Here is a 14,769-nt window from a genome sequence, read left to right as displayed (position 1 = left end):
GGAAATGGTTTTCAATCCGTGCCACCGGTGTCGCCGCTGGTCAGCCCTCGTCTGCACGTCGGCGCTCGGCCGGCGGCGGGACCCCGTCCGCACCTGCGGTCGACAACGCGTAGGTCGCGACCGCGGACGCGACCGCAGCCGAGTTGACGGCCAGCAGGTCGGTGTTCAGGTTGTCGAGGGTGTCGCGCGCGGTGTGATAGTCGGGGTCGAAGGGTTCGCCGGCCCGGCCGCCCCACATCTCCGCCTGCGCTTCGTCCTTCTTTGTTTCCGCGCCGGTGAACACCCCGCCGGAGGGGATGCCCACCGCGATGAACGGGCCGTAATCGGAACGGCCGTCGAAGTCGTCGGGGGCGAGGGGGATGCCGCGATCGGCGTAGAACTTCTCGAAGGTCCGCTCGATGCCCCCGGAGCCGTCCGGGCCGGGGCCGGCGCCCTGACGCTCGGAGTCGTCGCCGTCGTAGGTGAAGTACCCGCCGTTGGGTGAGGCGAGCATGTCGAAGTTCAGGTAGAGGGCCACTGCCGTACGCGCGGCCGGGTCGAGTCCCCGGACGTACTCGGTGGAACCCACGAGCCCGTCCTCCTCCGCGCCCCAGAACGCGAATCGCACGCGGTGCGGGACCCGCGGCGACGACCCGAGTCGCAGAGCCGTCTCGAGTACGGCCGCGGAGCCGCTGGCGTTGTCGTTCATGCCGGGTCCCTCGGCGACGCTGTCGAGGTGTGCCCCGGCCATGACGACGTCGTCGCCGGTGCCCGTCCGGGTCTCGGCGATCAGGTTTCGCGTGGTGATGCCGGTGGTCTTCGCCTCGACCGCAAGCGCGACCGATCGCGCCGACCGCACCCGATCGGCGTCGTCGCCCGCGATGCCGAGGACCGGGATCCCCGGACGGTCGTCCGGCCCCAGGGTGGCGCCGGTGAGCGGGCCGGGCTCGTTGTTGACCATGACGACCCCGACCGCGCCGGCCGACTCCGCGTTCCGTGCCTTGTCGGCGAAGGTGCAGGTTCCTCGGGTGATGACGGCGATCGCACCACGCGTCGTGGCCGGAAAGTCGGTGCTCGCGCATCCGAGGCCGTTGACGGCAACCGGGGCCCCGGTGACCGGGGTGTCGCCGGTTCCGGCCGAATACTCGACGACGCGGGTGGCGACCTTCAGGCCGTCGGCGGTGAGGCTGACCGGACCGGCGTCGAAGCGCTCGTACTCGACGGGCGGCGTCGTCACGTCGAAGCCCGCCGTGCGGAGGAGCCCGGCGACGTAGTCCAGCGAGGCGTCGTATCCGGGTGTGCCGGCCGCGCGGTTGCCGCCGTGGTTGGCGGCGATCTGGGCCAGCGCGCGAACGTGGGCCATCACGTTGTCGAGGGTGACGGCCTCGGCCAGCGCGGCCGGGGTGACCTCGTCGATCGGCGGTTCGGGAGAGGGCGTCGACACCGGCGCCGACGAGGGTCGCTGGGGCTCGGCGGACTGCTCGGCCGCGCACCCCACGGCCAGTGCCAGTGTCAGTGCGAGGCCGGCCGAGGCGAGGACCGGCCGACGCCCGCGGGCCGATGGGGGGACGCCGACGCGTCGGCGTATGCGAACGATCACCCTGCCACTCTCGCAGTTCCCGTCGGTGCATGTGGGTCCGACGGGTGCACCGTTGCCGGTGGTTTCGGGAATCGGCACACGTGCTCGGTAGTCTGTACGGGTTGCCGCCCGCATCTGGTGGATGCACGTCGAGCACCGAGCGTCAGTACGACCGTCCCAGCCGAACACCTCAACCCGTGGAGAGCAGTTAACCGTGGCCGCCCAGTCCAATGTGGAATCCGTCGTCAACCTCGCCAAGCGCCGGGGCCTGGTGTACCAGTGCGGTGAGATCTACGGCGGTACCAAATCGGCGTGGGACTACGGCCCGCTCGGCGTCGAACTGAAGGAGAACATCAAGCGGCAGTGGTGGCGCACGATGGTCATCAGCCGCGAGGACGTCGTCGGCCTCGACTCGTCGGTCATCCTGCCGCGTCAGGTGTGGGAGGCCTCGGGCCACGTCGAGGTGTTCACCGACCCGCTGGTCGAGTCGCTGCACACCCACAAGCGCTACCGCGCCGACCATCTCATCGAGGCCTACCAGGCCAAGCACGGGCACCCGCCGGCCAACGGTCTGGCCGACATCAACGACCCGGAGACCGGGCAGCCCGGCAACTGGACCGAACCCAAAGCGTTCAGCGGTCTGATGAAGACGTTCCTCGGGCCTGTCGACGACGAAGAGGGTCTGCACTACCTGCGTCCCGAGACCGCGCAGGGCATCTTCGTGAACTTCAAGAACGTGATGACCACCGCGCGCAAGAAGCCGCCGTTCGGCATCGCGCAGATCGGCAAGAGCTTCCGCAACGAGATCACACCGGGCAACTTCATCTTCCGCACCCGTGAGTTCGAGCAGATGGAGATGGAGTTCTTCGTCAAGCCGGGCGAGGACGAGGAATGGCACCAGTACTGGATCGACCAGCGCTTCGACTGGTACGTCAACCTGGGCATCGACCCGGAGAACCTGCGGCTCTACGACCACCCGAAGGAGAAGTTGTCGCACTACTCCAAGCGGACCGTGGACGTGGAGTACAAGTTCGGGTTCACCGGCAACCCGTGGGGTGAGCTCGAGGGTGTCGCCAACCGGACCGACTACGACCTGTCCACCCACAGCAAGCACTCGGGGGAGGACCTGTCGTTCTTCGACCAGGCGTCGGGTGAGCGCTACACCCCGTTCGTCATCGAGCCGGCGGCCGGCCTGACCCGCTCGCTGATGGCCTTCCTGTGTGACGCCTACACCGAGGAGGAGGTGCCGAACGCGAAGGGCGGCACCGACACTCGGACGGTGCTGCGGCTCGACCGCCGGCTGGCCCCGATCAAGGTCGCCGTGCTGCCGCTCTCGCGCAACGAGAAGCTCTCGCCGAAAGCCCGCGACCTCGCCGCCGAACTCCGCAAGCACTGGAACGTCGAGTTCGACGACGCACAGGGCATCGGCAAGCGGTACCGCCGGCAGGACGAGATCGGCACGCCGTTCTGCGTGACGGTCGACTTCGACACCCTCGACGACCAGGCCGTCACGGTGCGCGAACGGGACACCATGAGCCAGGAGCGGGTCGCGCTCGACAAGGTCGCCGAGTATCTCGGCGGCAAGCTGCTCGGCGCCTGATCCTGCTCCCGGCCGCGCGGGCCGGGTGTTCACGATTCCGCCTGACCTGCGGATGTCTGTCACAATCGATGACGAGTTGTCGCGTGGAGTAGGGCATGGGGTCCGTCGTGCGCGCGACGAGAGAGTGAGTGGAGTCGTGTCTGTCAGCGGGAAAGTCGTTCATTACGACGCGAATCGGGGATTCGGGTTCTTGGCGCCGGAATCGGGCGGCGCCGATGTGTTCCTCCACATCAACGACATCGACATCGACGAGAACTCGTTGAAACCGGGTGCCAAGGTGTCCTTCGACATCGAGGAGACCGACCGCGGTTCCAAGGCCGTCAACGTCGCGGTGACCGAGGCCGCGCCGGCCGACGACACCGCCGGCGCACGGGCGCACCGCCGCGACGAGCACCACGGCCGCGACCGTGATCGTGGGGACCGGGGCGACCGCGGACGTCACGACGACCGCGGCAGTCGTCGTCCGCGCGGCGGGGGCGGCTCGCTGGATGCCGCCGCGTTCACCGAAGAGCTCACCGAGCTGCTCCTCGACGCCGACGGCGCCCTCACGGCTCGTCAGATCGTGGCGATCAGGCAGCGGGTCACCGACTTCGCCGTCGCCCGGGGCTGGGTGCTTGACTAGCACCCGACAGGGTCCCGAGACGGTCGGGCATGTGCTCCCGACGGTGGCAACCTACGGCGACGAGGCCGTCGAGCGGTTCGTGCCCGAGGGCGCCAAGGTCGCGAGCCTGCCCGGCACCCGGACCGACCATCGAAGCGACTTCGCGCGGGACCGTGCGCGGGTCCTGCACTCGGCCGCCCTGCGCAGGCTGGCCGACAAGACGCAGGTCGTCGGTCCGCGCGAGGGCGACACGCCCCGTACCCGGCTCACACATTCGCTCGAGGTCGGGCAGATCGGCCGGGGGATCGCCATCGGTCTCGGCGCCGAACCCGACCTTGTCGAACTCGCCGGACTCGCCCACGACATCGGGCATCCGCCCTACGGACACAACGGCGAACGCGCGCTCGACGAGGTGGCGGCGGACCACGGTGGTTTCGAGGGCAACGCCCAGAACCTGCGCATCCTGACGCGGCTCGAACCCAAGCTGCTCGATGCCGACGGGCGCAGCGCCGGCCTCAACCTCACCCGCGCGTCGTTGGACGCGACCCTGAAGTATCCGTGGACCCGACGCACACCCGGAGGCAAGTTCGGCGCCTACGACGACGATGCCGCCATGCTGGCGTGGATTCGTCGGGAGGCGCCCGGGACCCGACAGTGCGTCGAGGCGCAGATCATGGACTGGTCCGACGACGTGGCGTACTCCGTGCACGACCTCGAGGACGGCGTCATCGGTGGCCGGATCGACCTGCGGACCCTCGGCGATCCGCAGGACCAACGCGCGCTCGCCGACATCGGCGCCAAGGAATTCCCGGGTCTCGACCCCGAGGCCCTCGTCGACGCCGCCGCCCGCCTGCACCGCATGGACATCGTGCGGTCGGTGGGTGTCTTCGACGGCACGCTCGACTCCTACGTCGCGCTCAAGAGGTTGACGAGTGAGTTCATCGGCCGATTCGCGTCGGCCGCGATCACCGGCACCCGCGAGGTGGTCGGCGACCGGCCGGTGTCGCGTTACGACGCCGACCTCGAGGTGCCGGAACTCATCGCCGCCGAGGTGTCGATGCTCAAGACCCTGGCCCTGCGCTTCATCTTCTCCAACGAGCGGCACAAGGCGACGCAGCGTCGTCAGCGGGAACGCATCCACCGGGTCGCGAACTGGTTCGCCGAGGCGGCGCCCGGGGGCCTGGACCCGATCTTCGTGCCGTGGTGGAACGCCGCGTCCGACGATGCCGCCCGCATGCGCGTCATCGTCGACCAGATCGCGTCCATGACCGAAGGCCGGCTCGAGCGCACCGACAAGCACAATTCGGGGGCCCAGGCGCATCTGGGGTAGGCCGGGCGTGGTCGACGAAGCACCCGGCCGGGCGGCCTCACCGGCGTCACTACACTGGTCGCGTGGCAGGCCGAATTCCCGATCGCGACATCACGGCGATCCGTGAGCAGACGAGGATCGAGGACATCGTCGGCGACTACGTCGCCCTCCGGCGCGCCGGTGCCGACAGCCTCAAGGGTCTGTGCCCTTTCCACGACGAGAAGTCGCCGTCGTTCCACGTCCGTCCCAATCACGGCCACTTCCACTGCTTCGGCTGCGGCGAGGGCGGCGACGTCTACAGCTTCTTGCAGAAGCAGGAGCACATCAGCTTCGTCGAGGCGGTCGAGCAGCTCGCCGATCGGATCGGCTACCAGATCAACTACGAGGGCGGCGGTACCGCCATCAAGCGGGACCGCGGCACCCGCGCGCGATTGGTGGCCGCCAACGCCGCCGCGGCCAAGTTCTACGCGGCCGCGCTGCAGTCACCCGAGGCGCAGCCGGCGCGCGACTACCTCAAGGAACGCGACTTCGACGCGGTGGCGGCCGTCCAATTCGGTTGCGGTTACGCACCTGCCGGCTGGGACACGATGACCAAGGCGCTGCTGTCGCAGGGCTTCGAGTTCAGCGAACTCGAGGCCGCCGGCCTGTCCAAACAAGGACGCAAGGGGCCGATCGACCGCTTCCATCGCCGTCTCCTGTGGCCGATCCGCAACCTCGGCGGGGACATCATCGGCTTCGGCGCCCGCAAACTGTTCGACGACGACAACCTCGGCAAGTACATGAACACGCCGGAAACCATGCTGTACAAGAAGTCTCAGGTGCTGTTCGGTCTCGATCACGCGAAGAAGAGCATCGCCAAGGGGCATCAGGTGGTGGTCGTCGAGGGCTACACCGACGTCATGGCGATGCATCTGGCCGGCGTCACCACCGCGGTCGCCTCGTGTGGGACCGCCTTCGGTGAGGACCACCTCGCCCTCATCCGGCGGCTGATGATGGACGACTCGTACTTCCGCGGCGAGGTGATCTACACGTTCGACGGGGACGATGCCGGAAAAGCAGCCGCGCTCAAGGCCTTCGAGGGCGAACAGTCCATCTCGGGGCAGACGTTCGTGGCGATCGCGCCCGACGGCATGGACCCCTGCGAACTCCGGCAGGAGAAGGGCGACGCCGCCGTCCGCGACCTGGTCGCGCGTCGGGTGCCGATGTTCGAGTTCGCGATCAAGGCCCTCCTCGCCGGCCACGACCTCGACACCGCCGAGGGCCGCGTCCACGCGTTGCGCGACACCGTCCCGGTGGTCGCCCGGATCAAGGACATCGCGCTGCGTGACGAGTACGCCCGCCAGCTGGCGGGTTGGGTCGGTTGGGAGGAGGTCTCCCAGGTTCTCGGCAGAGTCCGCGAAGAAGGCGCGAGAACCCGAAAGGCGCAGGGCGTCAGTAACTCCGGCAGTCGGGGGAGCGGTCGCGGTGCTCGTAATCGGCCGGAGGCGGAGGCCGCGCCGACGTCCGCCCGCCCCCAGCCCAACGACCCGCGCCTGTGGCCGCAGCGGGAAGCACTGAAGGCGGCGCTGCAGTATCCGGCGATCGCCGGCACGGTCTTCGACTCGCTGCCCGTCGAGTGCTTCAACGAGCCGGCCTACGCCATCATCCGGCAGGCGATGACCGGCCTCGGGGGCACGTCGGCCGGGCTGGGTGGCGCGGCCTGGGTCGACGCCGTGCGCAATGCCGTCGACGACCCCGTCATCGACCCGCTGGTGACCGAGCTGGCGGTCGAGTCGATGCCGGTCGACGAGGACAACATCGCGCGCTACATCACGAGCGTGCTCGCCCGGCTGCAAGAGGTGTGGGTCGGTTCCCAGATCGCCGACATCAAGTCGCGTCTGCGCCGGATGGCACCCAGCGACGACCCGGACGGGTACAACGCGGTCTTCGGCGATCTCGTCGCCCTCGAGGCCTACCGTCGGAGCCTGCTGGAACAGGCGGTCGACCCCATCGTCGACGCGGGCTGAGTCCTGCGGGTCGCGCCGGCCCTGTGGGTTGAGCCGAGTCGAAGCCCCCGCCGGGCCGATGAGTTCGCGTGGTGGCGCCGGTCTATCTGTCGACACCGCTACGAAGGGCACTGATCATGGCGACCACCATCTATTCGGCGACCGCATCGCTCGACGGGTACATCGCGGGCCCCGGCGGGGACATGTCGTGGCTGACCCGGTTCTTCGACGTCCCCGCGGACGGACAGAACCGGGCAGCCGACGACGCGGCCGACCGGTTGATGCGTGGTACCGGCGCGGTGTTGGTCGGCAACCGGTCGTTCCGCGGCGATGACCCCAACAAGGGCACCGACCGCGAGGGTGCGTTCGGCGGCGAATACGACGGTCCCGCCGTCGTTCTCACACACAACCCGCCGGCGGACCCCGTCGACGGCGTCACGTTCGTCTCGGATCTGCACGTGGCGGTCGACCTCGCCGCCCGGACGGCCGGCGATGGTTACGTCACCGTCATCGGCGCCGACGTCGCGCGACAGATGATCGATCACGGGCTGCTCGACGAGGTGCTCGTGTTCTTCGTCCCGGTGTTCCTGGGGGCGGGTGTCCGGCTGTTCGACCGTCCCGAGGGCGGCGAGGTCAGACTCACGCCCATTCCCGGTGAGACCGAGTACTGGTGTCGCGTCGAACGATGAGCCCGGTGGCGGCGGCCGGCGACGAACTCCAGCTGAACAGTCGACGACGGTTTGCCTCCCACACTGGGTGACGACCGGTCGCTGCCTAGCGTGGGAGCGTGGACGCGAATGACGAGCGCCGGCAGGTCACCGAGGTTCAGCACCGCCTGATCGGGATGTACGGCGACAGAAAACCCGAGGAAGTGGCCGATGCGGTCGAAGCCGCGTACCGACACTTCGACGGCACCGACGTGCGCGACTTCGTGCCGCTGCTGGTCAAGCGCCGCGCCAACGAGACACTCAGTGGCTCTGCGGTGATGGCCGACTCGACCGATGTGCCACCCACAGTGGGTGAGTGAGCGCTGCGGGCCCGGCCGGGGGATTGCTTGCTCTCGCTCTGTGCTACAACGCTTTTCGTGCGTGGGGCGGGCGGGGCTCGAACCCGCGACCTACGGATTATGAGTCCGCGGCTCTAACCGACTGAGCTACCGCCCCGTGGGCCCGAGAGCCCGCTGCTGGACATTACCGCACGGTCGACGGTCATATGAATGCGGACCGGCACGACTGCCGAAGACGAGAAAACCCGTCACCTGCCGACGCGGGTGACGGGCCTCTTGCTCCCCCAACTGGACTCGAACCAGTAACCGTTCGATTAACAGTCGAATGCTCTGCCAATTGAGCTATGGGGGACTGCCTCGGACCTGCTCGGCGCTCGTGGAGCGCGTCATCAGGACCGAGGACAGACTTTAGCGCATGGTCATGTCGGACGACAAAACGGGCGGTCAGCCGCATGCGGCGGCCAGGCCGCCCGTTGCGCTACTCCCGGGGGTAGTCCTCGGGGTCGATCTCGACCTCGGTGGCCTGTTCGGCGGCGTCGGCGTCGTCGGCCTCGAACGGCACGCTGGGGTTGACACCTTCAGCGGGATCGGGCGCTGCCGTCTGGGCCTGCTCGAGTGCATCGGCCTCGTTGGCCTCGACCGGCAGGTCGGCTTCCGGTGACGTCATCGGGACGCTCCTCTCCTCGTCGGACTCCTACGTCTCCACGTGTACCCGACGAGAGTGGTTTCAGTCGCCCCCGCGTCGCTCGTCGTAGTCGGCCTGGGCGTCGCGGACGGCCGGCATGTTGTTCTGCACGAGTTCGATCAGGCCGCTCAACTGGTCGGCGACCTGCCTGCCGAGCGGAGTGAGGTGGTACTCGACCTTCGGCGGGATGGCTTCGAGGACGGTGCGCACGATCATGCCGTCGCGTTCGAGGCTCTGCAGGGTCTGCGAGAGCATCCGTTCGCTCACGCCGTCGACGCGTCGCCGCAGCGCGCTGAATCGATAGTTGCTCTCCCCCAACGCGATCAGCACGAGGCTGCCCCAGCGTCCGGTAACGGTCTGCAGTGTGGTCCGGGACGAGCAGTCCCGGGCGAAGACGTCCGCCTCGAGGGACTCGTCGCTGATCTCGATCACGTGCTCAACGGTAGCCGAATCGACGAGACCTTGCTAACAGTTCGTATTGCACTTACGAAAAGTAAGTGCATACTGGGAGTCGTCCAACCGACAGAGATGAGGAATCAGATGACCACAGCAGTGACCGGCGCGACGGGACAGCTCGGCGGACTCGTGATCGACGAACTACTCGCCCGGGGCATCGCCGCCGCCGACGTGGTGGCGATCGTCCGCGACGAGTCGAAGGCCTCGAAGCTCGTGTCGCACGGCGTTTCGGTCCGTGTCGCCGACTATGACGATCCGGCATCACTTGTCGACGCCCTCGTCGGCGTCGACAAGTTGCTGCTGGTCTCGGGTTCGGCGGTCGGGCAACGTGTTGCCCAGCACACCAACGTGATCGAGGCGGCGGAGGCCAACTCCGTCGAACTGATCGCCTACACCAGCCTGCTGCACGCCGACACGAGCGGTCTGAGTCTGGCTCCCGAGCACGTCGCCACCGAAGCTCGACTGAACGAGTCGTCGGTGCCCGCCGTGATCCTGCGCAACGGCTGGTACTGGGAGAACTACCTGGCCGCCATCCCGCAGGCGGCGGCGACCGGAACGCTCCTGGGTGCCGCGGGTGAGGGAAAACTCGCTGCCGCCGCTCGTGCCGACTACGCGGCTGCGGCCGCAGCGGTCCTCACCGCCGACTCGGACCAGGCCGGCAAGGTCTACGAGTTGGGTGGTGACGAGCGGCTGACCTACGGCGAATTCGCCCGAGCGATCGGTGTGGCATCGGGTGCGACCGTCCAGTACCGCGACCTCTCCGAAGCCGACTACCAGGCCGCTCTCGTCAGCGCGGGTCTGCCGGAACCGGTCGCCGCGATGCTGGCCGGCGCAGATGCCGGGATCAGCCGCGGTGAGCTGGACACCGACTCCGGCGACCTCCAGTCGCTCATCGGCCGGTCGTCGACCCCCGTCGCGGAGGTCATCGCGCAGGCGCTCGCCTGACCCGGCGTCGTACGATCGGCGTCCGGCGTGCTCCGCGCCGAGTCGCATCGATGAGTTTGGCTGCGACACCGAGTCTGTCCGCATAGATTGCTCGTGCCGACCGACAAGGAAGCCGAACCATGCCACAGCAACTCAGAGTCCAGAACTTCTCGATCTCACAAGATGGGGTCGGGGCGGGGGAGAACCAGACGTTCGAGCGTCCCTTCGGTGATCGCGTCGAACCGTGGGAACTGATGTCGTGGGCGGGCGCCACCGCGAGCTGGCCCAACCGGACCGACCCGGGTGGCACCCGCGGCCTCGACGACTATTTCACCCGCGACTTCGCTCATAACATCGGTGCGGAGATCATGGGCCGCAACAAGTTCGGTTATCAGCGCGGACCGTGGACCGACCATGAGTGGCAGGGCTGGTGGGGTGATGAGCCGCCGTTCCACACTCCCGTCTTCGTACTGACGCACCATGTGCGGCCGTCGTTCACGCTGAGTGACACCACGTTTCACTTCTTGGACGCGACCCCGGCCGAGGCCGCCGAGCAGGCGAAGGCCGCGGCGGACGGCAAGGACGTACGTATCGGCGGCGGCGTGAGCACCGTCCGGGAGTTCCTCGACGCCGACCTCATCGACACCCTCCACATCGCCGTCGCACCCGTCACGATCGGCGCCGGACTCAAACTCTGGGAGTCACCCGAGGAGCTCGAGGGCCGGTATCACCACGAATCCGTCCCGAGCACCAGTGGCGTGACGCACCATTTGTTCTGGCGCAAGTAGCGCAATGGCGGTGGAATGAGACCGGGAACTCGCGTAGTTGTAGGGACCATGACGGAACTCGCCGGCAAGGCCACGACTCTGCTCGAACTCCACCAACCGGGAAACCCGGTCATCCTGCCCACGGTGTGGGACGCCTGGTCGGCGAACCTCGCGATCTCCGCCGGGTTCACCGCGCTCACCGTCGGCAGTCACCCGGTGTCGGACTCGATCGGCAAGCCCGACAACGAAGGAATCACGTTCGAGGAACTGACTACCCGCATCCGGCAGATCACCACGGCGGTCGACGTCCCGATCTCCGTTGACATCGAGTCCGGCTACGGGGAGGACCCGAAGACGCTCATCGACGGCCTGATCGCCGCGGGCGCCGTCGGTCTGAACATCGAGGACACCGTGCACAGCGAGGGCGGACGCCTTCGCGAGCCACAGGAGCACGCCGATTTCGTGGGTGCGCTGCGGGCGGCGTCCGACGCCACCGATGTCCACGTGGTGATCAACGCGCGCACCGACCTGTTCGTCAAGCAGGTCGGCGACGAATCCGACCGCCTCGACCGGGCGATCGAGCGAATGAAGCTGGCTGCCGATGCCGGCGCAGACGTGCTGTACCCGGTCGGTTTCCACGACGACGCCGCGCAGAAGCGGCTCACCAGCGAACTGCCGTTGCCGGTCAACGCGATCGGCCATCCGACCAAGAACACCAAAGCGGCACTGGCCGAACTCGGTGTCGCCCGGGTCAGTTTCGGCCCGATCTTCCAGATGGTGCTCGCCGAACGCGCCGCCGAGGTTCTCGAACCCTGGAAGTAGTCACACCGCTCTCCTCCGGGTCGTCGAACCCGGAGGGGAATGTCGGTGGTCCGAACTACCGTCGGATCATGGCACTCACGAAATCCGAACGAGAAGCGTTCCTGTCCGAACCCCATGTCGCGGCGCTGTCGGTCGAAGCCGAGCCCGGCCGGGCGCCGCTCACGGTCCCGGTGTGGTACCAGTACGAGCCGGGCGGTCGCCCCTGGCTGCTCACCGGAACTGAATCGCGCAAGTTGCAGCTCATCCGTACCGCCGGGCGGTTCACGCTCATGGTCGACGAGGTGTCGCCGCGGCTGATGTACGTGGCCGTGTCGGGGGATGCGGTCGACATGGTTCCGGGCACCCGCGGCGACCTGCAGGAGATGGCGGCGCGCTACCTCCCGCCCCAGGCCGTCGACCCCTACGTGGAGATGGCCGAGAAGGATCACGGTCCCCAGACCAAGCTGTTCCTCGAACCGAAACAGTGGGTGTCCCTGGACCTCGGTGCGCTGTGACCGACGGGCCGTGATCCGGCAGCGAGACGAACCCGTCGGGAACGTCTCGCTACATTGAACGCATGCCGAAGTCGCGTTCCACGTCCGACCAGCCCGAACAGTCCGTCGACGCGGAGTCTCACCAGGCGACATCGCCGACGGGCGAGCAGGTCACCCCGCTCGACGGCAACGAGTTCCTGCAGGCCAATCGCAGCAACCGCGACAAGTACCGCGCCGAGGCCGAGGCGAAGGCGGCGGAAGCAGCCCGCAAGGCCGAGCGCCGACGCCCGGCTGACGAGCCCACGGGTGCCGACGAGCCGGCCGATACGGACGACGCCGACGGGTCCGACGACGCCACGACCGAGGTCGCGGACCCACGCCCTGGCTCGGACCGCACCCCCCGCAAGCTCGATCCCGCCACGGCGCGTAGGAGTGGTTCCCGCCGGTGGACCGGTTGGACTTCGACGGTCGGCAGCCGACCGTGGGCGGTGATCGCGCTGATCGTGGCGGTCGTCGTCCTCGCGGCGTCGACGGCGGTGCTCGCCGTGGCGTACGTGGATGCCGATGAACGCGCCGAGTCGAGCGCGTCGGCCGGTACGACGACGTCCCTCCTCGAGACCGCCCGGCGATACGCGGCCGAGATCTCGACCTACAACTCTGCCGACTACGCTGACCTCGACCGACGCATCCGGGAGATCTCCACGCCCGCGTTCACCCAGACCTACATCGAGTCCTCGCAGGACGCCCGCCGCGGATCCGCCGAGGCCGAATCGGTGTCCACGGCGACGGCCGACAATGCGGGCCTCATGTCCGTCGACGACGGCAAGGCCGTTGTGCTGGTCACCCTGGACCAGACCCTGAAATCGCCGCAGACCGCCCAGGAGTTCCCCGAGGGATTCCCGTACCAGTCGCGGGTCAAGGTCACCCTCGTGGAGCAGGACGGTCGCTGGCTGATGGACGACTTCGCGGTGCTGTGAGGCCTCGGCTCCCTGATCCGAAAGAAGCGAGTCCTATCGCTCCCTGAGGAGCGGCCGGAGCTTGCGGAGGGCGCGGCCAACCATCGCCTTCCGAATCCGAAGAACGACATAACCATTGCCCCCTGAGGTGCGAGGAGCGTTAGCGACGAGATGGTCCTATAGATTGTCAAGCGCTCCGAGGTCAGTGGTGAAGGCTTTGTAGAGTTCGCGGGCGACGTAGCGTTTGAGGCATCGGATGATTTCTTTCTTCGTTTTCTCGTTCTCGCGGCGGGCGAGATAGGCGCGAGTGGGGGCGTGGGATTTGATCCGTCCGACGACGATCATGTGCAACGCGCTGTTGGCGCCACGGTCACCGCCACGGTTGAGGCGGTGACGCACGGTCTTACCTGAGGAGGCCGGCAACGGCGCGACGCCGACGAGTTTGGCGAACGTCGCTTCGGTACGCATCCGCTGGGCGTTCTGCCCGATCGTGATCAGCAACCGCGCGGCAGTGATCGGACCGACCTGAGGGAGCGCCAGCACCGTCGGCACCAACGCCTTCAACAACGTCTTCAACTCGCGGGTCAGCGTGGTGACCTCCCGGTGGGTCTGCCGATACCGCCCGGCAATGGACTTCGCCGCGAACACGAACGCTGCACGCGGGTCGGTCAACGACGCCGGGGCCGTCCACGATTCGACCAGTGCGAGTCGCTGCGGGGTGGTGGTGCGGGTTTTGAGTTGGTCAGCGAATTCATCGGGTGCGGTGGTGCACAGATCACGTAGCTGGTCACCGAGTTGGGTGCGGTGATCGACCGCCATTCTCCTTGCCACATACAGCATTCGGATCGATTCGGTGACACCTGAGGTGTCTTTGGCGTGGCCGCTGGCCCGACCGGTGAGCACCGCCATCGCCGCGGCGTAGGCATCGAGTTGATCGGACTTGCCGTGGGCTCGTCGCGCCCGCACATCCGGGGCGTTGATCTCGATCACCTCGACACCGTTCGCGGTCAATTCCCGGGCTAGTCCGGCACCGTAGGAGGCACTGGATTCGACCCCGGCCTGCTCGAGGCGGCCGTGGGTGCGGGCCCACTCCAGCAGCTGCCGGTAGCCGGCGGCGGTGGCCGAGAATTCCTGATCGGCCAACGGCTGGCCGAGGGTGTCGATGATCGCTGCGTGATGGGATTGTTGGTGGGTGTCGACTCCGAGTACGACCACTTGCATATCCACTGCGGTCTCGGTCATTCTGGCGATGTCTCCTTCACTGCGGTGTTGGATGACCTCGCCGGGGCGGGTGGACACGACAGTGAGGAGTCACGGGCTCACGCCCGAACACGGCCCTTATTAGGTCACACCCGCCCCGGCCTCTCCAAGGTCGTTTGCGGCGGCGATCACCGGCGGAATGAGGTCGACAGATCTCGTCCATGACACAAGGTCAGCCACGAAGCAGGTCAAACCTCACCCCCGACGATCACCACACCCATTCTCACTGCCACGAAGGGCCTGGTGAGACACGTTGCGAAGCCCTTCGTGGCTCGCTTCGCTCGCACCTCAGCCTGGATCCGTGGATGGGTTCGGGGTGTCGGTAACGTGAAAATGCCCTCTGAGCTGGAATGATTGGTGGTGTTGA

The 14,769-nt window shown here is 67.7% G+C and carries 15 protein-coding genes and 2 tRNA genes; 11 read left to right on the top strand and 6 right to left on the bottom strand.

What is annotated here, in order from left to right:
• Positions 1-40: 40 nt before the first annotated feature.
• Positions 41-1,579, bottom strand: coding sequence for a M28 family peptidase (locus B1818_RS12075; protein WP_078112962.1), 1,539 nt, complete (start codon positions 1,577-1,579; stop codon positions 41-43).
• 193 nt (positions 1,580-1,772) lie between these two features.
• Between B1818_RS12075 and B1818_RS12070 the strand changes: the two genes are divergently transcribed.
• The 6 genes from B1818_RS12070 to B1818_RS12045 all read left to right on the top strand — a co-directional run bounded on the left by B1818_RS12070 (position 1,773) and on the right by B1818_RS12045 (position 8,080).
• Positions 1,773-3,158, top strand: a complete 1,386-nt coding sequence (locus tag B1818_RS12070; protein WP_078112890.1) for a glycine--tRNA ligase — start codon at positions 1,773-1,775, stop codon at positions 3,156-3,158.
• A gap of 136 nt (positions 3,159-3,294) precedes the next feature.
• Entirely contained in the window at positions 3,295-3,780 is a 486-nt protein-coding gene (locus B1818_RS12065; protein ID WP_058252071.1) for a cold-shock protein, read from the top strand.
• The gene (locus B1818_RS12060) at positions 3,773-5,089 is read left to right on the top strand and encodes a deoxyguanosinetriphosphate triphosphohydrolase (protein ID WP_078112889.1); all 1,317 of its coding nucleotides are present in this window, start codon (positions 3,773-3,775) and stop codon (positions 5,087-5,089) included. Before B1818_RS12065 ends, B1818_RS12060 begins: the two co-directional genes overlap by 8 nt.
• A 62-nt stretch (positions 5,090-5,151) precedes the next feature.
• Positions 5,152-7,074 carry a DNA primase gene (gene dnaG, locus B1818_RS12055; protein ID WP_078112888.1) on the top strand — a complete coding sequence of 641 codons (1,923 nt, stop codon included), beginning with the start codon at positions 5,152-5,154 and terminating at the stop codon, positions 7,072-7,074.
• A 116-nt stretch (positions 7,075-7,190) separates the two neighbouring features.
• Positions 7,191-7,742 (top strand): dihydrofolate reductase family protein, encoded by a 552-nt coding sequence (locus B1818_RS12050; RefSeq protein ID WP_078112961.1) that lies wholly within the window; start codon positions 7,191-7,193, stop codon positions 7,740-7,742.
• Between the two features lie 98 nt (positions 7,743-7,840).
• Positions 7,841-8,080: a three-helix bundle dimerization domain-containing protein gene (locus B1818_RS12045; protein WP_078112887.1), complete on the top strand. Its 240-nt coding sequence runs from the start codon at positions 7,841-7,843 to the stop codon at positions 8,078-8,080.
• Positions 8,081-8,142: 62 nt separating this feature from the next.
• On the opposite strand, the gene B1818_RS12040 is transcribed toward B1818_RS12045, so the two are convergent.
• The 4 genes from B1818_RS12040 to B1818_RS12025 all read right to left on the bottom strand — a co-directional run bounded on the left by B1818_RS12040 (position 8,143) and on the right by B1818_RS12025 (position 9,176).
• Positions 8,143-8,216, bottom strand: a tRNA-Ile gene (locus B1818_RS12040).
• 122 nt (positions 8,217-8,338) lie between these two features.
• Positions 8,339-8,411: transfer RNA gene (locus tag B1818_RS12035), tRNA-Asn, on the bottom strand.
• Between the two features lie 126 nt (positions 8,412-8,537).
• Positions 8,538-8,726: a hypothetical protein gene (locus B1818_RS12030; protein ID WP_058252067.1), complete on the bottom strand. Its 189-nt coding sequence runs from the start codon at positions 8,724-8,726 to the stop codon at positions 8,538-8,540.
• A 60-nt stretch (positions 8,727-8,786) separates the two neighbouring features.
• Complete coding sequence (locus B1818_RS12025) at positions 8,787-9,176, bottom strand: helix-turn-helix domain-containing protein (protein WP_078112886.1); 390 nt, start codon at positions 9,174-9,176, stop codon at positions 8,787-8,789.
• A gap of 108 nt (positions 9,177-9,284) precedes the next feature.
• Here B1818_RS12025 and B1818_RS12020 point away from each other — a divergent pair, with 108 nt between their 5' ends.
• The 5 genes from B1818_RS12020 to B1818_RS12000 all read left to right on the top strand — a co-directional run bounded on the left by B1818_RS12020 (position 9,285) and on the right by B1818_RS12000 (position 13,163).
• Positions 9,285-10,145 carry an SDR family oxidoreductase gene (locus B1818_RS12020; protein WP_058252065.1) on the top strand — a complete coding sequence of 287 codons (861 nt, stop codon included), beginning with the start codon at positions 9,285-9,287 and terminating at the stop codon, positions 10,143-10,145.
• A gap of 119 nt (positions 10,146-10,264) precedes the next feature.
• Complete coding sequence (locus tag B1818_RS12015; protein WP_078112885.1) at positions 10,265-10,912, top strand: dihydrofolate reductase family protein; 648 nt, start codon at positions 10,265-10,267, stop codon at positions 10,910-10,912.
• Between the two features lie 48 nt (positions 10,913-10,960).
• Positions 10,961-11,713 (top strand): isocitrate lyase/phosphoenolpyruvate mutase family protein, encoded by a 753-nt coding sequence (locus B1818_RS12010; RefSeq protein WP_058252063.1) that lies wholly within the window; start codon positions 10,961-10,963, stop codon positions 11,711-11,713.
• A 68-nt stretch (positions 11,714-11,781) separates the two neighbouring features.
• Positions 11,782-12,207, top strand: a complete 426-nt coding sequence (locus B1818_RS12005; RefSeq protein WP_065631454.1) for a pyridoxamine 5'-phosphate oxidase family protein — start codon at positions 11,782-11,784, stop codon at positions 12,205-12,207.
• Positions 12,208-12,269: 62 nt separating this feature from the next.
• Complete coding sequence (locus tag B1818_RS12000; RefSeq protein WP_078112884.1) at positions 12,270-13,163, top strand: hypothetical protein; 894 nt, start codon at positions 12,270-12,272, stop codon at positions 13,161-13,163.
• Between the two features lie 156 nt (positions 13,164-13,319).
• Here the strand turns inward: B1818_RS12000 and B1818_RS11995 are convergent, their stop codons facing one another.
• Entirely contained in the window at positions 13,320-14,384 is a 1,065-nt protein-coding gene (locus tag B1818_RS11995) for an IS110 family transposase (RefSeq protein WP_217700285.1), read from the bottom strand.
• Positions 14,385-14,769 lie beyond the last annotated feature (385 nt).

It is taken from the genome of Gordonia sp. IITR100, assembly GCF_002009645.1.
Classification (GTDB): Bacteria; Actinomycetota; Actinomycetes; order Mycobacteriales; family Mycobacteriaceae; genus Gordonia; species Gordonia hongkongensis.
The sequence above is the reverse complement of the archived record's forward strand: the minus strand, read 5'-3'. Positions and strand labels throughout refer to the sequence as shown.

Bases quoted from the DNA above. Each gene is read 5' to 3' on its own strand.
- B1818_RS12030 (WP_058252067.1), bottom strand. From the start codon at position 8,726: ATGACGTCACCGGAAGCCGACCTGCCGGTCGAGGCCAACGAGGCCGAT.
- B1818_RS12020 (WP_058252065.1), top strand. From the start codon at position 9,285: ATGACCACAGCAGTGACCGGCGCGACGGGACAGCTCGGCGGACTCGTG.
- B1818_RS12015 (WP_078112885.1), top strand. From the start codon at position 10,265: ATGCCACAGCAACTCAGAGTCCAGAACTTCTCGATCTCACAAGATGGG.
- B1818_RS12010 (WP_058252063.1), top strand. From the start codon at position 10,961: ATGACGGAACTCGCCGGCAAGGCCACGACTCTGCTCGAACTCCACCAA.
- B1818_RS12000 (WP_078112884.1), top strand. From the start codon at position 12,270: ATGCCGAAGTCGCGTTCCACGTCCGACCAGCCCGAACAGTCCGTCGAC.
- B1818_RS11995 (WP_217700285.1), bottom strand. From the start codon at position 14,384: ATGACCGAGACCGCAGTGGATATGCAAGTGGTCGTACTCGGAGTCGAC.
- B1818_RS12005 (WP_065631454.1), top strand. From the start codon at position 11,782: ATGGCACTCACGAAATCCGAACGAGAAGCGTTCCTGTCCGAACCCCAT.
- B1818_RS12050 (WP_078112961.1), top strand. From the start codon at position 7,191: ATGGCGACCACCATCTATTCGGCGACCGCATCGCTCGACGGGTACATC.